Consider the following 22,792-nt stretch of genomic DNA (forward strand, 5'->3'; position numbering starts at 1 on the left):
TTACTTGCCCTGCCCTCCCCATATGACTCCACCGGTGGGGGAACTCCGGTCCCTCAAGGCCGGACGGCCGGCGAGAGCGTGCAACCACCCCCCGCCGCCGTGCAGCGCCTCATCAAGTTCGGAGCAGTCCAGTTCCACGTCGTCCTTGTGCTTGAGGATCACCAGCGACTCGCCGCCCGGGCCGATCTCCGCGGCCGCCACCCCGATCTGCGGGGCCGCGCTGACCTGCCCGGCGCCATGACCGAACGAGCCGTCCGCTACCCCGGCCGAGACCCGCGAGGTCGCCACCTCCACCGTCCATCCCGGCGGCACCGCCATCACGCGCGACGGCGACAATGTCCGCTGGCGGAACTGGGCCGGCTCCCGGGCGAACGCTGCCAGGGTGGCGCCCGATGGTGGGATCTGGCGATAGGGGCCGCGGCTACCGCTATGCAGGGGACACCGGTGTCGAACCTCAGCAAAAGACCGGATGGGACTGATGCAGCGAACATAAGCGTTGGCCTCGAATCCAGTGCGAGTTCGAGGAGTTGATCTCGGTCGGTGTGACTGCGTAATGTCCTGCGCTGGTTCGTGCAGAGTGTGGCGGTGGCTCCGACGTCGTGTTATCCCTCGGACCTGACCGACGACGAGTGGGCGCTGGTGGAGCCGCTGCTGCCACCTGCAGTGATCGCCTCACTGGCTCTGCATGGGCTATCGGATTTCGAGACGGTGCGGGAGTCGCGGTGTGACCTGCAGTGGAGAGGGGCGCCCCGGCCCGCAGCCGGACAGCCCCTCCAAAAGGGTCTTCAGCAGTCTTTTTAGCCTTGGAGGCCGCTGGAGAAGCCGTGTGAGGGCGGTCCGGGCGTGGCTCGGGCGTTCCCGACGGCCGTCCCCGGTCCGCGGGTCAGGTGCCGTTGGTCCGGGTGAGTCCGAGCCCGACCGTCTCGTTCTTGATCTTCGCCGCTATCTCGACGGCCAATTCTCGTGCTGTGGCCCGCACCTTGTTCTCGTCCATGTCTTCGAGGTCGCTGCGATCCTCCACGTAGGAGACCACCGTGACGAGATTGTTGATACGGAATGCGAATGTATGACTGCCCGTTATTTCGTAGTCCGTATTTGAGTCCCCGTCGTCCGCGTACGGACTGTGGTCCAGGGAATAATAAGCACCAGGCCCCAGTCGTGGCTCACCGACGGCATCGCCGTGAATGTTCTGTTTCTTTAGGTAGGTCGCGGCTACGTCCGGCCCCGACAGCCACTCCCACGGCTTGGGGGAGTGCAGTGACATGCTGACTCTGAGGTCCCAGATGAGTTTGTACTCGTATTCCTTGTGACTTCCGTCGTCCACGACGCCCGTTTTCTTCTGCTCCTTGTACCAGTGGCAGTCGATGCCGCCCTCATCCTCACTGGCGGCGTTGGAGAAGACGGCGGGGCGCAACTCGCCGCAGGCGGGCTTGGCGCGGAAGTCGCCGCCGTCCTGCAGAGGACCGCCGGGGTTGACGTAGAACGCGCCAAGGGCTACCGCCAGCACCAAGAGGAGCGTCGCGGCGAGCCACCACGGCGGGCCCGAGCGTTTGCTCCGTGAGTCGGAGGTGGGGAGCCTCACCGTGGGCTTCACAACCGGTCCGGCCGGGGGTGCGCCGGATTGCAGCCCGGCGGCCACAGGGGCGGGTGCCGGGCGACGATCGACGGCGCGAAGGCGTGCGGCGACGCACTGGGCGTTTTCGGGCCGGGCGTCCGGGTCTTTGGCCAGCAGTTCGGCGATCAGATCGTTCAAGGCCGGGGGGACGTGCGGGTGCGTGTCGCGGACCGCCGGGGCCGGAGTGAACAGGACGTCATGAAGGAGCCGACGGACGGTGTCGGCGGTGAACGGCCGCTTGCCGGTGAGGAGTTCGTAGGCCAGGGCACCCAGTGCGTACAGGTCGGTGCGGTGGTCGACGCCCTCGTTGCGGTCGAACTGCTCGGGTGCCATGAACGCGGGGGTGCCGATCAGGGCGCTGCCGGTCAGGTCGGTGGTCTGCTCGGTGTAACGGGCGATGCCGAAGTCCAGGAGCTTGACGCGGTCGTCCTTGAGCAGCATCACGTTGGCGGGTTTGATGTCGCGATGGACGATGCCCTTGGCGTGGGCCTCGGCCAGCGCGTCGGCGATCTGCGCCAGCAGCGTGACCGCCCGCACGGCCGGCAGACCGTGGGAATGGCGCCTGATCACCTCGGCCAGATCGGTGCCGTCCAGCAGTTCCATCACCAGATACAGCACGTCGTTGTCGATGCCGGTGTCGAACACCACGGCTATACCCGGATGCTGCAGGCCGCCGGCGATCTCGGCCTCGCGGCGGAAACGCGCCACGGCCTGCCCGGGCATCCCGTCCAGCGACAAGATCTTGACCGCCACGGTGCGTTTCAGGCGCAGATCGGCTGCTCTCCAGACCTCGCCCATACCGCCACGGCCCAGCGGCGTCTCCAAGCGATAGCGCCCTGCCAAGGTCCGCCCCTGCATCCCCGCTCCCATCCCGCCCGCACGCCTGAATGATCTCCAACGCATGCACCTCGGGTCCAGTGGAGAACGGGCCGAATCACCATTGCGGTGTGCCAGGCACGATTCACGCGACCGGTTCGGATCGCGCCCGGTCGAGCGCACAGAAACCCGCCGCAATCCCGTGGCCGACAGCCAGCGGGCCGGTGCCTCGCCGGCCGCATCCTGAAGCGAGGCGGCGGTGACCGGCAGCCCGAGGGATTTGCCGCGATGCCCCGCCGGTGCACGGTCGGCGTGCCCCTGACAGGTGCCGCCGGACGTTCTGCGCCGGCCGGGCTACCCCATGATGGCCGCGTCGATCTGCGTGGAGTACTCCTTCACAACCTGGTCACCGTTGTAGAGCTTGACGGTCACAGAAACCATTCCACCACCGGGCGTGGGACCGTTCGCGCCGCCGCCGCTTCTCCTGAGGACGAAGAAGCGATCGGTCACCGGGGCCTGCACTGAGTTGCCGTCCGGGCCCGTGAAGGTGATGCGCGTGCCACCCGGCATGACCCGTCCGGCGACATGCAGTTCCCAGCCCTTTCTGGAGGCGGGATCGTCGAAGCGCAGATCACCGCCGCCTGTGTCGTCATAGATCACGTGGTCGGGGACGATTGTCAAAGGAACACCCCAGACGCGGGCGGACTGATTGGGAGCCCGGTCATTCGGGGTCGGCTTGCCGGATCGATCGAGCATGCACAGCCGGTACGCCGTCCCGCTGCCGAGCAAGACCGTCCGTCCACGGGCGTCGCGAACGGACTCGGCCAGAACCCGGAAGTCGGACACGGCCGTCCCCGACCCGGTCAGCCGCTGAGGGTTCATCGGATCGCCCTGGACCGGCGCCATGACGAGAGGATCGCCGACCATACAAGCGCGAACCAGGGCAAGCTGTGCAGGGCTGTTGCTGGGCAACACCTGCGCCCCCGCCAGGCGCTCGGCCGCCGCCTCCGTCGGCCCGGACGAATCAGTCGAAAGCAGCAACAGTGCCGTCACGGCCCCGGCCGCGGCCACGGTGCCCGCGCCGATCAGGACCGTCTGGCCAAGCCATCCGATGTTTCCCACCGCTGCCCTTCTCCTCGCGGTCACAGGGCAGGATCCTCCCGCCCGCCGACCGCCCCCACAACCCCGAACGAGCGTCGGCGTCACCGTCCTGCGAAACGGACAACGGACACCCGGACATCGCGCACCGATTGGCCGGGCGCGGTGGGTGCAGGCAGCCGGCGTGCGACGTCGCCGATCTCGACCGTTCAGTCGGGCGTCGACAGTGCTTTGGCTGCCGCCTCGGTGTGGCCTTTCCGCTGGTCGTCCCGCTGCGGTGAGGTATCACTGGCCGGGATGCCGCAGCGGTGCCCGCGCAGCATGCTGAGTGAGATGACCGCGCTGATCGCGCTGATCGCGCTGATCGCGGTGATGAGGGCACGGGTGAGGCCGATCGCGTTGAGCCCGTTGGTGTAGGTGGCTTCGGCGGCGGTTGTCAGGGCCTTCGCGGGGCTGGCGGGCAGTTCCTGGGCGGGGTGGTAAGGGCGTCCTTCATACTCGCGGCGGCGGTCTCGGTGGCGTCGGCGGGGATTCCGGCGGGGGCGTGATGGTGTCGCGGTAGACGGCGGTGCCGAGGCTGCCGAGGGTGGCGACCCCGAGCGCGTTGCCCAGGTCACCGCTGATGGAGGACAGCGCCGACGAGGAGCAGCGGCAGCCCGCCGACCGGGTCGACCGACCCCATCGACCGGATCGCCGAAGCCCAACGCGAGGGCTGGTTCGGCGAGGCCGAGGGACTCAAGGTCGGCCTCGCCGGGGCCGAAGACGAACTCGCCCGGATGAACCGGCTCTCACGCGCCGCACCAGTTGACCTCGGGCTGCCCTTCATGGCCAGTGGGAAGAAGTAACCCGCCGCGTTCTTACTCCAGATGGTTCACCGAAGCAATATCCAGGACCGTCTGATCTTGAAGAGTCGTGATCGCACATGACGGGATGCCCTCAGCGAGCAACCGCGGATCCAATTCCTGGTCACCGACCAGAGTCCGTAGCAAGTCCACCGTCACACCGCCATGAGTGCAGACCACGATCACCTCGGGCCCCGTCGCGACGTCCCGGAGGAAGGAGCGAAACCGTTCACCGGCCTGGCGCGAGGAGTCGCCGGCCTGAGGCACGAAATCGCGATCACGGACTGAGGCCGCCCACTCAGTCAGGAACTCATCGAACGGCTGAGAGCCGTCCCAGTTCATCCGTTCTCGCAACCGCGTGTCCTCGCGGACCGGGGTGTTGATCACCGAGGCGATCAAATCGGCAGTCTCGCGAGCCCGCCGCATCGGACTGCTGAACACCGACATGACCTCTGCTTGGCGCAGCCACATGGCCGTACGGTCAGCCTGCCAGCGGCCGAGATCGGTCAATCCCGGGTCGCCAGGCAGCCGCTCCTTCTCGCCATGCTGCACCACATAGAAGATCGTCACAGCGCCCCAGAATACCGCGCCAATCCCAGAGTCGATATCCAATTTCCCGCCGGAGAGCAAGCGGGACGTCCTTGAGGGAATATGTGCAGTTCAAAGAATGCGGCATGGATGCCTTTTACCGCTGGTCGGACAATGAAGGTGAGGTCGGCCGGTTCCGCCGCAACCGCTTGGTCCCGGTCTCGCACGTTGGCTTGCCTTACGGAACTGAACGCCCTGGTTGATCATGGGACGCCGAGGATGACCTTGGTTGAGGGTCCGGGGCCTCTTGGAGTCATCGCGGTCCTTTGACCTGTGAGCCGAGGGGGCAACAGACGCACCGGCCGGCAAGGAGAACGTTCACCGTCGCCGACATCGTCGAGATCTACGTTCACTGGTGCGCGGGCCGCTCCAAGAGAGCTTGACGGTCACCACGATCCACCAATCCGTGCGGGATCTCCACAGCGCGGCCGATGAGTTTGTGGCTCCCGGCTGGTCCAAGCTCGTGACACCTAGGAAAGGACACCGCCATGTCGGAGCTTCTCCTCGACTTCATCACCTCCCTCGACGGCTACGCGTCGGGAGAAGGATGGCCCGGGTTCTGGGGCCTCGAGGGCCCGGAGTATCTCGCATGGCTCGGCGAGCAGCCCGAGGCCACCTACCTGATGGGAGCGAACACCTACCGCCTGATGTCGGGCTTCGCCGCAGGTGAGGTCCCCAGCGGCCAAGACGAGTTCAGGCCCGAGGAAGAGGCGTCCGTCGACGAGCTCACGCAAGCCACCAAGGTGGTGTTCTCCTCCTCACTCGAGGACCCACTGACGTGGGCCAACTCCACGCTCGTCCGCGACGACGCCGTCGAGGCGGTCCGCGCCATGAAGTCGAGTGGCTCCGGGCTCCTCAGCACGATCGGCAGCCTCAGCCTGTGCCGGTCCCTGCTACGAGCCGGACTCGTCGACCGCTTCCGGGTCGTGATGTTCCCGGTGATCACCGGGGCCACGGGCGAAGAACGCATCTACGACGGCTATCCGGACGTTGCCCTTGAGATGATCGAGCACCGCACCTTCGACGGCCGCATCCAGCTGGTCGAGTACAAGCCCCGCGTGCTCGAGCACCCGCCGCTCGGCGTCCCTGGGTGACGTCCGCCGTTCCGGACGGCCGCCAGACCCGCGCCGGCGGGCGCGGAACAAGACCTTAATAGGGGGCGAACGACCGACGTCAGGACGCCCGGTCCAGGCGCCGAGGAGTGGGCACACGGTCGCCGCGCTCGGCGTGGGCGCGGTGGCCGAGGTGGCCAGGTTGATCGCCGACGTTTTCCTTGGCGTGATCGAGACCGCGAGCGCCGGCAGGCGATCCAGGCACTTGAACAGCTGATGGACCAGCACGCCGCCGGGCTCTCAGACGCCGATCTGCACGTGGTGAAGCAGCTCGCGTCTCTCCAAGCCTCGGCGTCCAAAGGCAGGGACGACCGCGGTTCCCTACCGTTACCAGGACGTCGACCTGACCGGCCTGCTACGGCTGTGCCCGGCGGAACTGCAGCGCAGGGCAACGATGTAACGACTCCGACCCACTGACCACGGGTTGAACATCAAGCTAAGCGTCTGTTCCGAACCCTCTGAAGGCGGTGCCAGCGCGGCTCCTCGGGGTCATTGGGCGGTGAAGTCGCCGTCGACCGGGAGTGCGACGCCGGTGACGTAGCCGGCGCCGGGGCTGCACAGCCACAGTACGGCCTGGGCGATCTCCTCAGCGGTTCCGAGCCGGTCGATGGCCTGGCCTGCCTCGGCTTGGCCGCGATCGAGTTCTCCGCCAGCGATCATGGCGTCGGCCCAGATGCAAAATGCCGAGCGCCAGCCGCCTGGGAGGACGTCCGCCAGCGGAACGGTGGTCAGGGGAGGAGGCGGTCCACCATTTGCTCGATGAGGTCGTCGGTCGAGTAGGGCTCCAGGAGGGCGGGGGCGGTTAGGTCGTCCGCGATCAGCCCGGACATGGCGAAGTAGAGCAGGGCGACGCCGGTGCGGTCGCCTGGCAGGCCCGCGTTCACGTGGTAGTCGATGATCTCCCGATGCTCCTCGGTGAGGAACCCGCTGAGCTCGGCGTTCAGGCCGGCGCGGCGGGTGGCCTCCAGGCGCAGCTCCAGCATGGCGAGGTTGCCGGCGCGGTCGTTGCGCATTCGGGCCAGCAACTGGCGCATCAACTCGGTGACCAACTCGTGCGACGGTGCCTGCTTCATGGTCTCGGCTAGCGCCTCGGGATCGGGGGTGAGGCGCTCGCGGGTGCGGCGCATCACCTGGGCGAGCAGCTCGTCCCGGTTGGCGAAGTAGTTGGAGGCGGTGCCGGTGGGCACGCCCGCCTGCTTGTCGATCGCGCGCAGCGTCAGACCGCGCGAGCCTTCCCGGGCCAGGACGTCGATGGCGGCGTCGAGGAGCGCGGTGCGCCGGGTCGGGTTCTGCCGCATGGGGGCCTCCACGAAGGACGATTGACACCACTGCAAGTGCAGTACTAAGGTTCAAAGCACTTCAACCACAGTACTACGACTGCAGTGATCAGAAGGGCGTCTCCATGCGAAAGCTCGTCTACTACATCGCCACCACCCTCGACGGCTTCATCGCCGGACCGGACGGCGCCGACCCCACCGGTCCGGACGGCTTCTGGCCCATCCCCGCCGACTACATCGAGCACCTCGTGGCCAACTACCCCGAGACTCTCCCCGGACCGGCGCGGTCCGCGCTCTCGGTCACCGCCGAGGGCACCTGCTTCGACACCGTCCTGGAAGGGCGCCACAGCTACGAGATCGGGTTGAAGGCCGGGATCGCCGACGCGTATCCGCACCTGCGACACCTGGTCTTCTCCCGGACCCTCGCCGAGAGCCCCGACCCCGCCGTCGAGATCGTCGCCACCGACCCCGCAGAGAAGGTCCGGGAGCTCAAGCGTCAGGACGGCAAGGACATCTGGCTGGTCGGCGGTGGCGAACTCGCCGGCGCCCTGTACGGCGAGATCGACCGGCTCATCCTCAAGGTGGGCCCGCTGACCATCGGCACAGGCATCCCGCTCTTCTCGCGCACGGCCGCCTTCGATCCGCGCAAGTGGGAACTGACCGACCACACCGTGCTCGGCAGCGGCGCCGCGTTCCTCACCTACGACCGACCCGCTGAGCCCGGCGAAACTGCCTCCGACACCGGCAGGTGAGGCCACCTCCCCGCAGGACAGTTCGATGCCCGCTCCGGCAGAGTTCGACCAGCAGGCCGCCCGACCCATCGGGCGCCTGGCCATCGGCTCGTCCGCCGGACGGGTGCAGAACAACCCGGCCAACTTCTTCGTCCCCGCCGGCAGCGGTCCGATCGTCATCGGCGGGGGCACGCTGGGCCGGTCGAAGAAGTTCCAGAACATCCGGCGGGGCCGCATTGAGACCTGGCATCAGCGTGGATCAGCGTGACCAGTTAGCGAGACTGGTGGGGATCAGTGCGGTCGACGGCCTTTGTCGGGCCACCGGTGGCGGTGTGAGTGGGCTTGAGACCGACCTTGAGCCGATGCGTTGATCTGACGGACTGGCCCCGCTGCTCCTCCTGCAGTGAGCGCAGCTCGAAGCCTGGAGACGTCCTGCAACGGATGTCCGGTGTGCGCGGTGTAGTCAGCGGGCCCGCAGAGCCAGGAACAGGGGATCTCCGAGCGGCCCGGTCGATGGTGAACGCTGGCAGGGAGTGGCCCGCCAGCGCGCCGGGGACGCGCCGGCCCGACGGCACGGGCGCCGAATCCGTTCGATCCGGGATGTCGGCCGGGGGCGCTAGTGTTCCGCCAGGTTTCCTTGCTTGGCGCGAGTGAGCGTGGCGCGGAGGCCCCGGGGGCGCGGAATCGGCACCCCGGTCCGTCCCAACCCGACAGACCGCATCACCATCGGTGGGTGCGCAGTGCGGTTCGGGGCAGTTGCTGGCGATGAGGGAGATGTGGGGCTGTGATTCTGGACAGTCTTGATGTGTCGTATGGCGAGATGTGGGGTTCCGGGCATGCCATGACTCACCCTGATCCGATGTCGCGTGCGGTTGCTGCGCGTAGACATGCTGCTGAGGAGGACTATGCGGTCTTGCTGGCCGCGCGGGAGCGGCCGCTGGCGCTGCTCGAATACTGGCCGAACCGAATGTGGCGTGTGTATCTGTTCGACGACAGGTCGTATCGCACACAGATGATCGACCTCAAGTGCGACCGCGGCAAGAAGGTGTTGTGGGCCCACCGGAACACGCGCTGGCAGTTCTCCAGCGAGCGGCAGTACTTGTCCGGTAAGTGGGATGTCCAGGAAACCACGACCGTATCGGCCAACGGCGAGGTCGAGATCAGGTCCGAGTTCAGCAGGTCGGAGCAATCCTCGGTCGCCGAGCCGGAAAACGTCACGGTGCGCCGATTCTCGGCTCCCATCCAAGACTTCCTCCTCCCCGCACCGGAATTCGGCGACTGGCAGGTCTTCGTACGGTTCCTCACCCAGCAGGGCCACGAGCCCGCCACGACGGTGGTCCTGAACGAGGTCTCGATGGAGGATGAGCAGGGACCGCTGCGCGCGACCGGAATCGAGCAGCTGTTCACTCCGGGCACACGCGACACTCCGGATGGTCCGGCCGTTGTCGAGCTCACCGATGCTGGACTGCTGCGGGTCCCGTCCGGGCAGCTGATCGTCTCGGACCCTGGCTTGATCGACGAAACGGCGCGGCGCATCACTGTGCCACCGGGCGAGTTCCCGGTCACGGTGTCGCTGATGCGCACGACGAACGAGGTGCGTGTCGCCGCGGCCAAAGTGACCCTTCTGGACGCCCCGCCCAGCGAGTGGGAAATGGTCATCCGGCCCGAAGAGGACCTGGGACTGCTCGGCGAGGGTCAGTTTTACGGGGTAGGTGTGGATACCGGCACAGTCGCCTTCCTCGATGCGACTCGGCCGGTAAGCAGAGAGAAGCTCGAGGACGACCTGATCGTCCTCCTCGACAGCCGTTTCACGGTGGAGTTGGCCGGCCCAGAGTCCGAGCCGAACCTTATCGCCTTCCGCGCCGGCTGGGGCGACGGATACTACCCTGTCTGGATTGGCCGCACCGAAGACGGGCAAACGAGTTGCGTCGTCATCGACTTTCGACTCTATCCCGCCGCCGAGGGTGAGTAAATTCAAATAGCCGCCGGGCGGGAAGGTGGGGTGGTGTCCTGCGGTGGTCGCACGGCACCCGGACGCGGAGCCCGCCCGGTTGTATTCCACAGATGACGGGTGTCGGCAGGGTGAGCGCTTCACCGTCGACACCGACCGGTATCTCGCCGCTCTCGGAGTCGATGACGACTTCGCTCGCCGTCAGCATGGAAAGGCCGCGGCCGCGTCGGCCGCGGAGCAGACCGGCGGCCTGCGCCGCGCTGTCCACGGTGACGGCCAGGACGCCGAGGACGCCCGCGTCCAGCCGCTCGCGGCGTCCGAATCCCGTAGGGTCGCCGCCCTGGTAGGTGTTGTTGCTGACGAGGACGGCCTGCGGAGCTTCGATGAGCACGTTGCCGGCGCGGACGCTCAGGCGCGGCCCCTGGTGGTGGGTCAGCAGTTCGGGGAGTAGTCGGAGGCTGGTGCGGACCTTGCCGTCGCGGTACGCCGGGCTCTGCACGATCGCCGCGTAGGCGCCGAAGGAGGCGTTGTTCACGAAGGCGCGGCCCGCGATGCGGCCGAGGTCGAGGGCGAAGTGGTTGCGGGTTCCGGCCGGGACGACCAACGGCATATCGTGCCGGGCGGCGACGGCGGCCACGGCGTCGGTGCCCAGTTCTCGTGCCTTCTCGGCCAGGTGGAACCGTTCGACCTTGCCGCCGCCGGATCGTGGATTCATGAAGACCACCGGGTGCCGCGGAGGCGGTACGGGTGCGGGGACGGTCACCGGGCCGCCGGCTGAGAGCGCGGCCCGTCCGGTCAGCACGGTGAGGGCCGAGAAGGCGGCGGAGAGGAGGACGGCCCACAGCAGACCCAGCGCGATGTAGTACGACGCGGCGGCGATGGGTGCGGCGACGGCCAGGATGCCGGACAGGTACCGGATCGGGCCGCGATGTGGATGTCATCGTGCCGCCACGGCGACGGGAGGAGGGCCGGGGGCATCCGGTGACCGTGGCCAAAGGGGTGGGACGTCGCCGAGGGAGCCGCGACGGTGCCCCCGGTCCCTTTCCATACATATTGGTTTGCCGTAGATAAGCGCAAAGATTCCGCTAGGTACCGTTATGTGCGACTTTGTTGCTTTTCCGTTCTCTTGTGGGGCCTCTTGCACGTGGGGGAGGAGGCATCATGAACGAAGCCTTGCCGCAAGATCCTGCTTCGGATCGCGAGCGTCCCAGGGCACCGTCGCCGATCTCGGCGGCGAAGGTTCGGGTGCCCGGCCGCCGCAGCTGGTTCATCACCCGGCAACGTCTGATGGAGCGGCTCGAGAAGGGCACACGCGGCCCGCTCACGGTCGTGACGGGACCTCCCGGCGCGGGCAAATCGGTCGTGGTGGCCTCCTGGGCGACCACGGGGCGCCGGCCCGGGCCGGTCGCCTGGGTCTCCCTGGACGAGGCGGACCACCGTCCGGCCGCGTTCTGGAGTCTCGTGGCCGCGGCGCTGGAGCAGGCGGGAGTGGCCGATGTCCCCCGGCCCTCGGAGCGCGGGCACGACATCTTCTGCGCGCGGCTCATCTTCGCCTTGTCCGGCCGTGCGGCCCCAGTCGTCCTCGTGCTGGACGATTTCCATCCGCCGGCCGGCTCCGATCTTCCTCGCGACGTGGCGCGCGTCCTCAAAGGGGCCGGTCCGGTGCTGCGGCTGGTGCTGATCTCCCGGACCGACCCGCCCCTTCCCCTGCACCGCTACCGGCTGACCGGTGAACTCGTCGAGATCCGGAGCGCGGATCTGGCCTTCGACGAGGGCGAGACCCGCACACTGCTCGCCCACCACGGGGTGCCGGCGACTCCGGCCTCGGTCAGCGCCCTGCGCGAGCGGACCGAAGGGTGGGCGGCCGGTCTGCGGCTGGCCGCCATGACGATGGAGGGTCATCCGGATCCCGACGGCTTCGCCGCCGCGTTCGCCGGGGACGACCACGCCGTCGTCGACTACCTCGTCGCGGAGGTGTTGAACGTGCAGCCCCCCGCGGTCCGCCGGCTGCTGCTCAGGCTCAGCGTCGTGGAGAGCTTCGACGCGGAACTGGCGGCAGAGCTCGCCGGACCGGACACGGGTGAACTGTTCGCGAATCTGGTGCGCGAGAACGCCTTCGTCCTGCCGGTGGCCCATGGGTGGTACCGCTTCCACTCGGTGCTCGGTGCGGCCCTGAACCTGACGCTGCGCCAAGAGCATCCGGCGGATGAGGCCATGCTGCATCGGCGTGCGGCGGAATGGTTCAGCCGCGCCGGGTCGCTCGAGGAGGCCGCTCGGCACGCGGTGCTGGCCGGAGACCCGGCCTACGCCTCCCGGCTCATCGTCGACGGTCTGGCGATCGGCCGTGTGCTGGGCCTGTCGGACGGCCGGGCGGTCCTCCCGCTCTTCGGTGATCTCCCGGACCGTGCCCTCGCCGGAGCCGCCGGACCCGAGCCGCACCTCGTGGCAGCCGCGGTTTCGCTGGACCAGGGGGACGACGCGGGCCGCGCGGCGCACCTGACCCGGGCGGAGCGCCTTCTGGCGGAACTGCCCGACGACCAGGCGATCCCGGCGCGGCTGGCGGCGGGAGTGATCAGGCTCGTCGCCGCCTGCCCGGAGCGGCAGGCGGACCTTCGCGACCTCGTCCACGACCTGGACCGGTCGCTGGACGCCCTCCCGTACGGGTCGCAGCACGACCAGCCGGAACTGGACGCACTGGTCGGCTACGCGCATGGCCTCCTGGAACTGCGCGCCGGGCGGCTCCGGCGGGCCGAGGAGGAGTTCGAGCGCGCCCTGCCCGCCGCCGAGGCCGGCGGCGACCTCCAGCATCGCCGGTGCCTGGGCGGGCTCGCGCTGGCGGGGGCGCTCCAGGGCGGCTTCCGCCGGGCGGCCCGGCTGATGTCGGCGGCGGCGCAGCTGCCCGAGATCTCCACCGGACCCGCCGGGCGGCGGGTCGCGGCGGTTCATCTGGCGTGCGCTTGGGTGGCACTGGAGGAGGCCCGCCTGGACGAGGCGCGGGACGAACTGGACAAGGGCCGGGCGGCGAACGCCGACTCTCCCGACGCACTCCTCTCCGCCCTGCATGACCTCCTCACCGCGCGCCTGGAGGTGGCCGCCGGTCGGCCCGACCGGGCGCTGGCCGTGCTGGACGCCATCGGCGGGGACGCCGCCGGCATGCCGTGGTTCCGGCGCCGGGTGCGGCTGGCCGAGGCCGAGGCGCACCTCGCGGGCGACGCGCCGGCGGAGGCGAGGGATGCCGCCCGCGACGCCGGCGGTGCCGAGGGCGCGGTCGCGCTCGCCCGCGTCCATCTGCATGAGCGGCACCCGGCGGCGGCGTCCCGGGCGGTCCGTCCCGTGCTGATGGAGCCGTCCGCACCGGCCGCCGTCCGGGTGGACGCGTGGCTGCTGGACGCCTGCCTGGCCTACCGGGAGGAGGACCGATCCCGGGGCCGCCGCGCGTTGGAGCGCGCGCTGCGCCTGGGCGAACGCGAGAAGATCGGGCTGCCGTTCGCCAGGGCGCGCGGCTGGCTGCTCCCCGTGCTGCACCGGGATCCGGAGCTTTTCCAGCCGCACCGGCGGTTCCTCGGACAACTCGGCATGGGAGTGCTCCCTGACAGCCGAGAAGCCGCCGCCCCCGCCGTCGTGGGGTCGCTGAGCAGGCGGGAACTGGAGGTGCTGACCCTGCTCTCCAAGATGCTGACGACGGAAGAGATAGCCACCGAGATGTACCTCTCGGTCAACACCGTGAAGACCCATCTGAGGAACATCTACCGCAAGCTCGCGGTGACCCGCCGGGGCGAGGCGGTCCGCCGCGCACGCCGGTACCGGCTGCTGTGACCCCGCCCTGAGGCAGGCCCGTCCTGAAACGTGCCCGTCCTGAAGCGCGCGGACGTCCCTGAGCCCGCGAGTCAGGGCGGAGTGGGCGGGAGCCGGCGGACCGGGAGCCGGCGGACCGCGACCAGCTCGAACCCCAGCGCCTGGACCCGGTCCAGGATCCCGTACAGGGCCGCCTGGTCCAGTCCCCGGCCGCGCAGCACCGTCTCGCCGGGGTTGAGCGTGACGCTGAGCTCCTCGAAGGCGAGCCGGAGCGATTCACCGACCCGCCCCTTGATCCTTATCTCGTAGTCCCACGTCGCATGCGGTGCGCCGTGGCCCCATGCCGGCACATCGCCTCCTCTCGGCCCGCCGGTCGCGGGATCGCGGGATCGCGGCATCACCGTGCGGACGCGGCCTGCCGGCCGGCGTGCCGGATCCACAGGGTGACGAGGACGCTGATGATCCCCCAGGTGATCAACCAGAGGCCGAACAGCCAGGTCAGGGCGACGAGCATCGTGCCCTGCCTGCGATCAGGGACGGTTCCTCCCGTCCTCGGGGATGTCGTCGACATCGTCGCTCCTCCCACGCTCTCGTACGACGTCTGGACTCCGGCCCCTGGACGGCTCGTCCGTCCTGGCTGGGGCCGGTACCGGAATGACACCGTTTCCGCAGATCGGGTCGCATCCTCCGCGGCGGGTGATTGAGGCGTTTCCAGTTCACCCGCCGAGGGTGAGCCCACAGCACCGCCGCCGGGTGATTCTGCGAGTGATCGATGGAATGAGGAGGTTCACATGTCACAGCGGATTTCCACCCGGCCGGGCCCCGGTGCGGACACCGAGCCCGCCGGCGGCTGGGCGACCGGCTTCGCGGTCTTCGCCGGCGTGATGATGGTGCTGATCGGGTCGTTCCAGGCCCTGCAAGGGCTGGCCGCGATCCTGCGGGACCAGTTCTATGTCGTCACGCCCCGCTACGTGTACGACTTCGACGTGTCCGCGTGGGGGTGGACGCATCTGGGGCTCGGCATCCTCGTCGCCGTCGCCGGGGTGTTCGTCTTCACCGGCCACGCGTGGGCCCGGGCGATCGGAGTCGCCTTCGCCGTGGTCAACGCGATCTCCCAGTTCCTGTTCCTGCCCTACTACCCGGTGTGGTCGGTGGTCATGATCGCCTTGGACGTCACCGTGATCTGGGCGCTGTGCGTGTACGGCCGGCGCGCCGCCGAACATGCGGGCTACCCGCGACGGTGACGCTCAGCGGAACACCGTCCGCCGAGCAGCGCGCGGAACCGGCCTGATGCGGCGGCGCCCAGTGGACGGGCGGCGGGTTGACGAGCGGCGAAGGACGGCCGGGCTCGACGAGAGGGAGCGCGCGGACTACGCGGGGGCCGTGTACGGGTCGCTGCTGGCCGCGTCGGTGGTCGTGGGGGCGAGCCCCCGGCAGGAGCCGGCGTCCGCCCCGACGCTCATCGCGCTGCTGCTCGCGACCGGGCTGGTCTTCTGGCTGGCGCACGTGTACGCGAGCCTCGCCGGTGACCGGCAGCACGGCCTGCGGGTGAACTGGCCGGAGATCCGGTCGGTCGGCCGGCGCGAGTGGCCGCTGGCTCAGGCGGCCGTACCGCCCGCGGCGGCGGCCTTCGCCTGTTGGGCCGCCGGCCTGTCCGACGGTGCGGCCGCCTGGACGGCGCTGTTCACGGCCCTCGGAGGGCAGGTCGGATGGACCGTGGCCGCGTGGCGGCGGGCCGATGCCGGCGTCCGGCTGATCGTCGTGTCGGGGATGGTCAACCTGGTTCTCGGCCTGCTCATCGTCGCGCTGAAGGTGGTGCTCACTCACTGACGGCGCCGGTCATCGCCGCCGGCTGCGGCCGGCGGGTCCGTTACCGGGCGCGGTCGGCGTGCGCGGGAGGTCGCGGGTGAACGCCAGCGAACCCAGGACGAGCAGCGCGGTGGCCAGCAGCCCCGCCTTCAGCGACAGGATCTGCGCCTTCCCGTAGTTGTCGACGAGGGCCTCGGCGGTGGCGCCGTCGAGGCCCGCCTTCCGCGCGGCCGCCCGGATCTGGCCGGTGGCGACGAAGTCGACGCCGCCGCCGGCGGCCACGCCGACCTGCTCGGCGACCTGCGCGCTGATGCGCTCGTCCTGGCCGACCTTCGACACGAACGCGCCGGTCAGGCCGGCGAGGACGATCGCTCCGATGAGCGCGATGCCGAGCGAGGAGCCGAGCTGCTGGCCGGTGTACTGCAGGCCGCCCGCCTCCGCCCGGCCGGACGCGCCGACGGAGGACTGCACCAGGTTCCCGAGCTGGGAGACCATGAGTCCCATGCCGGTGCCGAGCGCCCCCATCGAGAGCGCGAAGGCGAGGCCCGCCAGGTCCGGCCGCACGGTCGCCATCAGTGCCAGGACCGCTCCGCCGGTGAGCACCAGGCCGGTCCGGACGATCGCCCGCACCGACAGCCGCGACGACAGCCGGGATCCGGCCGCGGAGGCGGCGAACATCATGACGGAGACGGGCAGCATCCTGACGCCTGTCTCCAGCGCGTCGAGGCCGAGGACGAGCTGCAGGTACAGCGGCATGACGAAGAAGACGCCCATGAGGATGAGGTTCTGGGTGAACAGGCCGATCAGCCCGGCCCGGAGCGGCGGCGACGTCAGCAGGTCGAGGTGCAGCAGGGGATCGCCGGCCGCGTGCTCGCGGTGCCGCTGCCAGGCCGTGAAGGCCCAGAGCAGCGTCCCGCCGAGCGCGATGACGAACAGCGTCGGCGACAGGCCGAACGGCTCGACCGGGGCGTCCTTCGGCCGGACCCAGCCCCAGGTGCTGGACTGCAGGGTGCCGAGCACGATCGTCCCGACTCCGCAGGCCGACAGCGCGGTGCCGGCGAGGTCGAGGCGGGGAGCCGGGCGGCCGCGGGCGGACTCCGCCAGCAGGCGCGCCGCCGGCAGGATGAGCAGGACCAGCACCACCTCGCCGACGAAGATCACCCGCCAGGTTAGCTCGGTCGTCGCCCAGCCGCCGAGAATCGGCCCGACCGCGATCCCGGCGCCCGCGACCCCGCCGATCACGGCGTAGGCGGCCGCGCGCTCGCGTCCCGTGAAGTTGTCGGCGACCAGGGCGACCAGTGCGGGCAGGACCAACGCGGCGCCGATGCCCTCCAGTATCGACCAGCCGAGCGCGAGCACGGCCAGGGTCGGGGCGGCCGCGGTCAGCGCCGATCCGCAGGCGTAGACGACCAGCCCGGTGACGAAGGCGCGGCGCCGGCCGATGATGTCGCCGATCTTGGCGCCGGTCAGCATGAACATCGCCATCACCAGGCAGTACAGGGTGATGACCGCCTGGATCGCGGGGACCGTCGTGTCGAAGTCGTCCACCAGTGTGCTGATCGAGACGTTCATGACCGACTGGTCGAGGACCATGACGAACTGCGCGGTCGCCAGTGCGAGCAGCGGCCCCCATCGTCCCATCGCGTGCCTCCGATACGCCGTGTCCGCGTCGCCGCCCGTACTCCGCCTGCCCGCGTTACACCCCGGGTGCTTCGCGCGGGTGGCCTGTCATGCGGCTTCCGCGGGGACCCGTCCGGCGCGCGCTGCCTCGGCGAGGGCCTCGCGGTCGCGTTCGTTCTGGTCGGCGTAGGCCTCGGCGAACACGGCGAGCGCCCGGTCGAAGACGTCGCCGTGGCCGAGGTAGGCCCCGATGGCGATCGGGTCCCCGGAACGGGCGTGCGCGCGGGCCAGCGAGGCGCCGCAGATCCGGCCGAAGGCCGTCATGACGCCGGGCGTCATGGTCTCCGGCCGGGCGATGCCCTTCCAGTCGCGCAGTTGGCGGACGTAGAAGTCGCGGCGCCGGCCGTCGATCCCCCGGGCGGTCTCCCAGCCGAGGAAGATGTCGCTCGCGGCCTGCATCAGCCGCTGCCCGGCGACGACGCGCTCGCCCTGGTCGGCGTAGCCGGCCGGGCCGGTGTACGGGGCCAGGACCGACGCGCCGGCCTCCTTGGCCTGGAGCAGCAGCGGATCGTCGTCGTCCCGCCCCAGCATGAGGACGATCCAGCAGCGGGTGCCCACGCTGCCGACCCCGACGACCTTGCGCGCCATGTCGGCCACGCGGTAGCGCCCGAGCAGGACCCGCCGCTCGGCGGAGAGACTGCGGCCGTAGTCCTCGATCAGCCGGCCCAGCATCTCCGCCGTCCCGGCGCCCTCTTCCCCGGGAAGCAGGTCCCGGACCGGAGTGACGAGCGGCGGGTCGGGGACGATCCGCCGCACGCCCCCTTCCAATCGGGTCAGTTTCGCGACGGCCTGCAGGTTCGTCCGCGTGCGGGCCCGGTCGGCCGCCGCGGAGAACCGCCGGCGGGCGCCGCCGCTCAGCCGGTCCGCCCGGATCGAGTCCAGATCGTCGGCGCTGTCCTGCGCGTACCAGATGTCGAGGATGCGCATGCGGGCGAACTCGCGCATCCGCTCCCGGTAGCTCCGCACGCACGCCCGCACGGCGGCGGCGCGCCGCCGGGCGGAGAACCCGTTGGCGCGGCCGGCGATGGCCAGGCTCGCGGCGAGCCGCTTGACGTCCCACTCCCACGGGCCGGGGAGCGTCTCGTCGAAGTCGTTGATGTCGAAGATCAGGTGCCGCTCGGGGGAGGCGAGCAGCCGGAAGTTCAGCATGTGGGCGTCACCGCACAGCTGCACCGTGATGCCCGTGTGGGGCGCGGCGCCGAGGTCCGAGGCCATGATCGCCGCGGCGCCCCGGTAGAAGCGGAACGGCGACTCCAGCATGCGGCCGTAGCGGAGCGGCACCAGTTCCGGGACCCTCGCCGCGGACTGCGACTCCAAGATGCCGACCGGATCGGGTCGTTCGCCGTGCTCGAACCGCCCATGGCTCGAACGGGGCACCTCGGCGCGCGCCCGCTTCCCGTGGGCCGCCCGCTCCGCCGGAGTCCGGACGGCGGCACCGATGGTGGTCATGGGCGGAACCCCTCTCGTCAGAAGCACGAACGGCATCCTCGGCGATGTCGCAGACGGGCCGCTTCACCCGCATGGGGTGAGCCCGTCCGCCGACAGGAGCCGTAACCGAGTCCCCCTCGGGGACGGCCTTCCCGCAGTGGCGCCGGCCTACCGTCGAGTCGCGCGGAGCGATAGTGCGCTGCTCTTGCGAAAGCCACCCGCTGCGGGTGATGCGGCGAGATGAGGGGCGTGAGGAGCATGGCCGCATCAGATGCGGAGGCGCACGACTGGAGGATCACCATGAACGAGCTCGCCGGCTCCATCGCCGCAACGGACTATCCCCTGCTGAACGTCTTCTGGACCATGCTCTGGTTCTTCCTGTGGGTGCTGTTCTTGATGCTGATCTTCAGGATCATCGCCGACATCTTCCGCGACGACCGGTTGAGCGGCTGGGGCAAGGCCGGATGGTCGATCTTCGTGATCGTGCTGCCGTTCCTCGGCGCCTTCGTGTACCTGATCGCACGCGGCCGGGGCATGGGGGAACGCGACCTGCGAGCGATCCAGAAGCGCGATGAGCAGTTCCGCGCTTACGTCCGCGAGACCGCCGGCACTCCCGAGCCAACGAGCACCGACGAGTTGGTCAAGCTCGCCGAGCTCAGGAAGCACGGTGACATCAGCGAAGTGGAGTACCAGCAGGCCAAGACCAGAGTCCTCACCTGACCGGGCTGCGGAGGTTACGTTGGGCGTCTCTGCCGGCCGACGATCTTCGAGGTCGGCTGGTCGGGGTGCAGGCCGAGGCGGTCGATGCCGCGCTCACGCAGTCAACCGCGGAGGGCCAGTACGGGCGGCAGGCTGCCAGGAACGTTCTCGTATGTCAGGACCGTGATCCGGGCGTGCATGGCGTCCATGATGCCTTAGGTGCGAGGAATGCGGGCCAGGGTCGGGAGCGGGGCCAGGCCGTAGGCGTAGTAGTCGACGGAGTCCGCGCCGGATGCCCGGGCCGCGGTGACCTTCGCCGCCAGGTGGTCGGCCGACGCCGTGTCCGGATGGCCGGGGCGCAGGACGGTCCGAAGCGCCGGTTCGGGGCCGAGGGCCTCGCGGTAGGCGGCCACGTCCTCGGCCACGCGAACCGTTTCGCGGGCGTAGCAGAGGATCGCGTAGGACGGGACGGCCGACGCCAACGATCTCGGGTCCACGCCGATCCGCCAGGCGGAGGCGGCGGCCGGGGGGCCGGTGGGACGGCCGTCGGCGTAGCCCAGGACGGCACCCGTGAGGTCGATGAACGTCAGCTGAGATCCCTCCGTCGACACGGCTTCTGCCACCTCGGCCGCCAGGGACGTGACGATCGGCGCGCGGGCCTGGGCGTAGGCGGTGAGGACGTCCGGGACGTCGCTCGCGGGCGGGCCGCCGTCCAGAACGGTGGTCGTCAGGCGGGCGGCTTCCGCGCGGGCCTCGGCGGCGTGCGGGATGCGGGCGACGCAGGAGGGGCAGAAGCACAGGCCAAGGGCGAACTCGGCGGCCGGGCCCAGGTCCACGAAAGAGCGTTCGTGGTGGTAGCCGTGGCCGAACGTCCCGAAATGCAGGGATTCTGCGACGACCGTGTCGACGCCTTGGCGGGCGATGGCTCGTCCGAGGGCGACGGCGTACGCGCGGACGTCCGGGTTGGACGGGCACAGGTCGGCGGGTGCGGCACGGTCGCCGAAGCAGTTCTGATGGGTGACGTCCGGAAAGGCCAGACCAAGGGTGGTGTTGTGCAGGAAGACACCCCAGCCGTGCAGCGCGGCACCGAGCCGGTGGGTCTCCTCCCGAAGGGTCCGTATGGGGTCGAGTGCGGCGTCCTTCTGTACCGGTGGCTGGAGGCGAAGCCCGTCGAAGAGGTCGCCGGGAGGGAAGTGGATTCCGTCATGGCGAAAGGTGACACGGCTGGCGCCGTGCGGGGTCACGTCCCTGGCGCGGTGGTAGGCGGCCCCGACGGTGATGGACGAGACGTTGTGGGAGAGGATCCGCGCGGCGTCCGCGCCGCGCAGATCCTCCACCATCACATAGAGGGACGAGTCCATCAGCTCTTCTTGTAGGCGACGAAATCGATCTCGACCAGGATGTTCATCAGGGTCGAACCCACGGTCGTGCGCACCGGGTAGGGCTGCGTGAAGTGCTCCCGGTACACCTCGTCATAGGCGGCGAAGTCGCGGTGGAGGTCCTGCAGGTGGACGGTCGACTTCACCACGTCGTCCAGGCCCAGCCCGTGCTCGCGCAGGATCGCGGCCAGGTTGGCGAGGACCTGCCGGGTCTGCGTGGCGACGTCCGTGCCGACGACCTCGCCGGTCTTCGGGTCGAGCGGCCCCATCCCCGAGGTGTACACGAAATCGCCGACCACGAGGCCCTGCGAGTAGGTGCCGGCGGGCGGGGCGGAGTCCGCGCTGCGGAGTTCGCGCTTGCTCATATCTGTCTCCTCATCGGCTGACGTTGTCTTCGGTGGTCTTCAGGAAGTCCAGGTCGGCGCGGCTGGGCAGGCCCTCCCAGTCGCCGCGGACGGTCACCGCGTACGCGCCCGCCGCCGTGGCGGTGGCCAGGCGCGCGGCGACCGGCAGGCCGCGGGCGAACTCCGCCAGGTAGCCGGCGGCGAAGGCGTCGCCCGCGCCGACCGGGTCCACGACGGGCACCTTGTGCGCGGGCTGGACGTGCAGGGTCCCCGCGCAGTACGCGACCACCCCGGCGGCGCCCCGCTTCACCAGGACGTCGCGCGGCCCGAGCGCGGCCAGCGCCGCGGCGAGCCCGGCCGGGTCGTCGCCGGGGACGACCAGCCGCGCCTCCTGCTCGGTCGCGAACACCAGGTCGGCGCGTTTGACCAGGTCGTGCAGGCATTCACCGGCCTCGGCCGGCGTCCAGAGCGCCGACCGGTAGTTGAGGTCGAGCGAGACCGGCACGCCCGCGGCCCGGGCCGTCTCGACGGCGTCGTCCACGGCCCGGCGGGCGGTGTCGCTGATCGCGGCGGTGATGCCGGTGACGTGCAGGACGCGGGCGGAGCGGATCAGGTCGTGCGGGACGTCGGCGGGGCTCAGCCGCGACCCGGCGCTGCCCGTCCGGTAGTACTGGACGCGGGTCAGCGTCCCCGACCGGCGCTCCTTGAACAGCAGCGCGGTCGGCGCGGACTCGTCCACCACCGTGTGCCCGAGCCGGACGCCCTCCCCGGCGAGCGCCGTGGTGATGAGGCGGCCGAACTCGTCGTCGCCGACGCGGCCGAACCAGGCGGCGGTGCCGCCGAGGCGGGCGAGGCCGATCGCCGTGTTCGACTCGGCGCCGCCGATGCCGAGGTCGAGCGAGCGGGCGTGCCGCATCGGCCCGACGACCGGGTTGTCCAGCCGCGCCATGGTCTCGCCGAACGTGACGAGATCGACGCTCATCGGGCGGCCTCCACCGTCGCGAGGAGGCGGCGCGCGCGGGAGGCCAGGGCGTCGAGGGAGCCGCCGTCGAGGGCGTCGCAGATCAGCGAACCGCCCGCGCCGACGGCCACGGCGCCCGCCGCGATGTAGTCGGCGGCGTCGTCCGGGCCGATGCCGCCCGTCGGCAGCAGGAGGACGTCGCGGAACGGTTCCGCCAGGGCGCGCAGGTACCGCGGGCCGAACGTGCTCGCCGGGAAGATCTTGACGGCGGTCGCGCCGAGGTCCCAGGCGCGGGCGACCTCGGTCGGCGTGAGCGCGCCCGGGTAGTAGCCGATGCCCGCGTCGCGGGCCAGGGCGGCGACCTCGGCGTTCGTGTCGGGGGCGACCAGGAAGGACGCGCCCGCGGCGACGGCGGCCTTCGCCTCCGCCGCGGTCCGGACCGTGCCGGCGCCGAGGTCGGCGTCCCCGGGCAGCCGGTCGCGCGCCGCGCCCAGGGCGTCCAGCGCGCCCGGGGTGTTCAGGGTGACCTCCAGGCAGCGGACGCCGGCGGCGGCCAGGACGTCCAGGACGTCGGCGACGCGGTCGGCGCGGGTGCCGCGGACGACCGCGACCACTCCGGTCGCCGTCAGCGCGGCGCCCGGCGCCATGCGGGGCATCATGGGGCGTC

Annotated in this window: 23 protein-coding genes; 8 read left to right on the forward strand and 15 right to left on the reverse strand. The window is 70.3% G+C overall.

Going from position 1 to position 22,792, the window contains the following annotated elements; genetic code table 11:
- The 4 genes from AB0K34_RS17715 to AB0K34_RS17730 form a co-directional block, all read right to left on the reverse strand.
- Entirely contained in the window at positions 1–288 is a 288-nt protein-coding gene (locus tag AB0K34_RS17715; RefSeq protein ID WP_301174650.1) for a hypothetical protein, read from the reverse strand.
- Between the two features lie 595 nt (positions 289–883).
- Positions 884–2,440: a serine/threonine-protein kinase gene (locus AB0K34_RS17720; RefSeq protein ID WP_171068772.1), complete on the reverse strand. Its 1,557-nt coding sequence runs from the start codon at positions 2,438–2,440 to the stop codon at positions 884–886.
- A 345-nt stretch (positions 2,441–2,785) separates the two neighbouring features.
- Complete coding sequence (locus AB0K34_RS17725; RefSeq protein WP_138632137.1) at positions 2,786–3,553, reverse strand: hypothetical protein; 768 nt, start codon at positions 3,551–3,553, stop codon at positions 2,786–2,788.
- Positions 3,554–4,386: 833 nt separating this feature from the next.
- Positions 4,387–4,941, reverse strand: coding sequence for a histidine phosphatase family protein (locus AB0K34_RS17730; RefSeq protein ID WP_171068771.1), 555 nt, complete (start codon positions 4,939–4,941; stop codon positions 4,387–4,389).
- 506 nt (positions 4,942–5,447) lie between these two features.
- Between AB0K34_RS17730 and AB0K34_RS17735 the strand changes: the two genes are divergently transcribed.
- Positions 5,448–6,053 (forward strand): dihydrofolate reductase family protein, encoded by a 606-nt coding sequence (locus AB0K34_RS17735; protein ID WP_138632131.1) that lies wholly within the window; start codon positions 5,448–5,450, stop codon positions 6,051–6,053.
- 507 nt (positions 6,054–6,560) lie between these two features.
- Here the strand turns inward: AB0K34_RS17735 and AB0K34_RS17740 are convergent.
- Together AB0K34_RS17740 and AB0K34_RS17745 are read right to left on the reverse strand one after the other, a co-directional pair.
- On the reverse strand, positions 6,561–6,731 hold the full coding sequence (locus tag AB0K34_RS17740) for an SDR family oxidoreductase (RefSeq protein WP_240807028.1): 171 nt from the start codon (positions 6,729–6,731) through the stop codon (positions 6,561–6,563).
- 68 nt (positions 6,732–6,799) lie between these two features.
- The gene (locus tag AB0K34_RS17745) at positions 6,800–7,369 is read right to left on the reverse strand and encodes a TetR/AcrR family transcriptional regulator (protein ID WP_138632127.1); all 570 of its coding nucleotides are present in this window, start codon (positions 7,367–7,369) and stop codon (positions 6,800–6,802) included.
- A 104-nt stretch (positions 7,370–7,473) separates the two neighbouring features.
- Here AB0K34_RS17745 and AB0K34_RS17750 point away from each other — a divergent pair, with 104 nt between their 5' ends.
- The 3 genes from AB0K34_RS17750 to AB0K34_RS17760 all read left to right on the forward strand — a co-directional run bounded on the left by AB0K34_RS17750 (position 7,474) and on the right by AB0K34_RS17760 (position 10,051).
- Positions 7,474–8,100 carry a dihydrofolate reductase family protein gene (locus AB0K34_RS17750; protein ID WP_138632124.1) on the forward strand — a complete coding sequence of 209 codons (627 nt, stop codon included), beginning with the start codon at positions 7,474–7,476 and terminating at the stop codon, positions 8,098–8,100.
- A gap of 25 nt (positions 8,101–8,125) precedes the next feature.
- A complete protein-coding gene (locus AB0K34_RS17755) occupies positions 8,126–8,347 on the forward strand; it encodes a hypothetical protein (RefSeq protein WP_364549709.1) in 222 nt (73 codons plus the stop codon).
- Positions 8,348–8,863: 516 nt separating this feature from the next.
- Complete coding sequence (locus tag AB0K34_RS17760) at positions 8,864–10,051, forward strand: DUF4241 domain-containing protein (RefSeq protein ID WP_364549711.1); 1,188 nt, start codon at positions 8,864–8,866, stop codon at positions 10,049–10,051.
- Here the strand turns inward: AB0K34_RS17760 and AB0K34_RS17765 are convergent.
- Positions 10,011–10,745, reverse strand: a complete 735-nt coding sequence (locus AB0K34_RS17765) for a hypothetical protein (protein WP_364549713.1) — start codon at positions 10,743–10,745, stop codon at positions 10,011–10,013. The two genes, AB0K34_RS17760 and AB0K34_RS17765, sit on opposite strands and share 41 nt — an antisense overlap.
- 446 nt (positions 10,746–11,191) lie before the next feature.
- Here AB0K34_RS17765 and AB0K34_RS17770 point away from each other — a divergent pair, with 446 nt between their 5' ends.
- Positions 11,192–13,846, forward strand: coding sequence for a LuxR C-terminal-related transcriptional regulator (locus AB0K34_RS17770; RefSeq protein WP_364549715.1), 2,655 nt, complete (start codon positions 11,192–11,194; stop codon positions 13,844–13,846).
- A 71-nt stretch (positions 13,847–13,917) separates the two neighbouring features.
- Here AB0K34_RS17770 and AB0K34_RS17775 read toward each other — a convergent pair whose 3' ends face one another.
- The gene (locus AB0K34_RS17775) at positions 13,918–14,175 is read right to left on the reverse strand and encodes a hypothetical protein (RefSeq protein WP_138632106.1); all 258 of its coding nucleotides are present in this window, start codon (positions 14,173–14,175) and stop codon (positions 13,918–13,920) included.
- A 47-nt stretch (positions 14,176–14,222) separates the two neighbouring features.
- Complete coding sequence (locus AB0K34_RS17780) at positions 14,223–14,396, reverse strand: hypothetical protein (RefSeq protein WP_171068770.1); 174 nt, start codon at positions 14,394–14,396, stop codon at positions 14,223–14,225.
- Between the two features lie 220 nt (positions 14,397–14,616).
- Here AB0K34_RS17780 and AB0K34_RS17785 point away from each other — a divergent pair, with 220 nt between their 5' ends.
- Both AB0K34_RS17785 and AB0K34_RS17790 read left to right on the forward strand, forming a co-directional pair.
- Positions 14,617–15,069, forward strand: a complete 453-nt coding sequence (locus AB0K34_RS17785) for a hypothetical protein (RefSeq protein ID WP_171068769.1) — start codon at positions 14,617–14,619, stop codon at positions 15,067–15,069.
- Positions 15,070–15,115: 46 nt separating this feature from the next.
- On the forward strand, positions 15,116–15,655 hold the full coding sequence (locus AB0K34_RS17790; RefSeq protein WP_138632103.1) for a hypothetical protein: 540 nt from the start codon (positions 15,116–15,118) through the stop codon (positions 15,653–15,655).
- A 9-nt stretch (positions 15,656–15,664) separates the two neighbouring features.
- Here the strand turns inward: AB0K34_RS17790 and AB0K34_RS17795 are convergent, their stop codons facing one another.
- Both AB0K34_RS17795 and AB0K34_RS17800 read right to left on the reverse strand, forming a co-directional pair.
- On the reverse strand, positions 15,665–17,275 hold the full coding sequence (locus tag AB0K34_RS17795) for an MFS transporter (RefSeq protein WP_364549718.1): 1,611 nt from the start codon (positions 17,273–17,275) through the stop codon (positions 15,665–15,667).
- A gap of 87 nt (positions 17,276–17,362) precedes the next feature.
- Positions 17,363–18,763 (reverse strand): DUF2252 domain-containing protein, encoded by a 1,401-nt coding sequence (locus AB0K34_RS17800; protein WP_364549720.1) that lies wholly within the window; start codon positions 18,761–18,763, stop codon positions 17,363–17,365.
- 279 nt (positions 18,764–19,042) lie between these two features.
- Here AB0K34_RS17800 and AB0K34_RS17805 point away from each other — a divergent pair, with 279 nt between their 5' ends.
- Positions 19,043–19,462, forward strand: a complete 420-nt coding sequence (locus tag AB0K34_RS17805; RefSeq protein ID WP_138632200.1) for an SHOCT domain-containing protein — start codon at positions 19,043–19,045, stop codon at positions 19,460–19,462.
- A 194-nt stretch (positions 19,463–19,656) separates the two neighbouring features.
- Here the strand turns inward: AB0K34_RS17805 and AB0K34_RS17810 are convergent, their stop codons facing one another.
- The 4 genes from AB0K34_RS17810 to AB0K34_RS17825 are packed head-to-tail and all read right to left on the reverse strand — an operon-like array spanning position 19,657 to position 22,784.
- Positions 19,657–20,802, reverse strand: a complete 1,146-nt coding sequence (locus AB0K34_RS17810; RefSeq protein WP_364549722.1) for a hypothetical protein — start codon at positions 20,800–20,802, stop codon at positions 19,657–19,659.
- The gene (locus AB0K34_RS17815; protein ID WP_176198003.1) at positions 20,802–21,185 is read right to left on the reverse strand and encodes a Rid family detoxifying hydrolase; all 384 of its coding nucleotides are present in this window, start codon (positions 21,183–21,185) and stop codon (positions 20,802–20,804) included. Before AB0K34_RS17815 ends, AB0K34_RS17810 begins: the two co-directional genes overlap by 1 nt.
- Positions 21,186–21,195: 10 nt before the next feature.
- Positions 21,196–22,146, reverse strand: a complete 951-nt coding sequence (locus AB0K34_RS17820; protein WP_138632088.1) for a sugar kinase — start codon at positions 22,144–22,146, stop codon at positions 21,196–21,198.
- Positions 22,143–22,784, reverse strand: coding sequence for a bifunctional 4-hydroxy-2-oxoglutarate aldolase/2-dehydro-3-deoxy-phosphogluconate aldolase (locus tag AB0K34_RS17825; RefSeq protein WP_364549725.1), 642 nt, complete (start codon positions 22,782–22,784; stop codon positions 22,143–22,145). The genes AB0K34_RS17820 and AB0K34_RS17825 overlap by 4 nt, the downstream gene beginning before the upstream one ends.
- Between the last annotated feature and the right edge of the window lie 8 nt (positions 22,785–22,792).

It is taken from the genome of Actinomadura sp. NPDC049382 (assembly GCF_040677125.1).
GTDB lineage: Bacteria > Actinomycetota > Actinomycetes > Streptosporangiales > Streptosporangiaceae > Spirillospora > Spirillospora geliboluensis.

What these genes read in the sequence shown, in the direction of transcription:
- AB0K34_RS17750 (WP_138632124.1), top strand. Translation starts at nt 7,474, where the DNA reads ATGCGAAAGCTCGTCTACTACATCGCCACCACCCTCGACGGCTTCATC.
- AB0K34_RS17770 (WP_364549715.1), top strand. Translation starts at nt 11,192, where the DNA reads ATGAACGAAGCCTTGCCGCAAGATCCTGCTTCGGATCGCGAGCGTCCC.
- AB0K34_RS17810 (WP_364549722.1), bottom strand. Translation starts at nt 20,802, where the DNA reads ATGGACTCGTCCCTCTATGTGATGGTGGAGGATCTGCGCGGCGCGGAC.
- AB0K34_RS17800 (WP_364549720.1), bottom strand. Translation starts at nt 18,763, where the DNA reads ATGACCACCATCGGTGCCGCCGTCCGGACTCCGGCGGAGCGGGCGGCC.
- AB0K34_RS17745 (WP_138632127.1), bottom strand. Translation starts at nt 7,369, where the DNA reads ATGCGGCAGAACCCGACCCGGCGCACCGCGCTCCTCGACGCCGCCATC.
- AB0K34_RS17780 (WP_171068770.1), bottom strand. Translation starts at nt 14,396, where the DNA reads ATGTCGACGACATCCCCGAGGACGGGAGGAACCGTCCCTGATCGCAGG.
- AB0K34_RS17765 (WP_364549713.1), bottom strand. Translation starts at nt 10,745, where the DNA reads ATGAATCCACGATCCGGCGGCGGCAAGGTCGAACGGTTCCACCTGGCC.
- AB0K34_RS17815 (WP_176198003.1), bottom strand. Translation starts at nt 21,185, where the DNA reads ATGAGCAAGCGCGAACTCCGCAGCGCGGACTCCGCCCCGCCCGCCGGC.
- AB0K34_RS17740 (WP_240807028.1), bottom strand. Translation starts at nt 6,731, where the DNA reads ATGATCGCTGGCGGAGAACTCGATCGCGGCCAAGCCGAGGCAGGCCAG.
- AB0K34_RS17825 (WP_364549725.1), bottom strand. Translation starts at nt 22,784, where the DNA reads ATGATGCCCCGCATGGCGCCGGGCGCCGCGCTGACGGCGACCGGAGTG.
- AB0K34_RS17785 (WP_171068769.1), top strand. Translation starts at nt 14,617, where the DNA reads ATGTCACAGCGGATTTCCACCCGGCCGGGCCCCGGTGCGGACACCGAG.
- AB0K34_RS17735 (WP_138632131.1), top strand. Translation starts at nt 5,448, where the DNA reads ATGTCGGAGCTTCTCCTCGACTTCATCACCTCCCTCGACGGCTACGCG.
- AB0K34_RS17795 (WP_364549718.1), bottom strand. Translation starts at nt 17,275, where the DNA reads ATGGGACGATGGGGGCCGCTGCTCGCACTGGCGACCGCGCAGTTCGTC.
- AB0K34_RS17805 (WP_138632200.1), top strand. Translation starts at nt 19,043, where the DNA reads ATGAACGAGCTCGCCGGCTCCATCGCCGCAACGGACTATCCCCTGCTG.
- AB0K34_RS17755 (WP_364549709.1), top strand. Translation starts at nt 8,126, where the DNA reads ATGCCCGCTCCGGCAGAGTTCGACCAGCAGGCCGCCCGACCCATCGGG.
- AB0K34_RS17790 (WP_138632103.1), top strand. Translation starts at nt 15,116, where the DNA reads ATGCGGCGGCGCCCAGTGGACGGGCGGCGGGTTGACGAGCGGCGAAGG.
- AB0K34_RS17820 (WP_138632088.1), bottom strand. Translation starts at nt 22,146, where the DNA reads ATGAGCGTCGATCTCGTCACGTTCGGCGAGACCATGGCGCGGCTGGAC.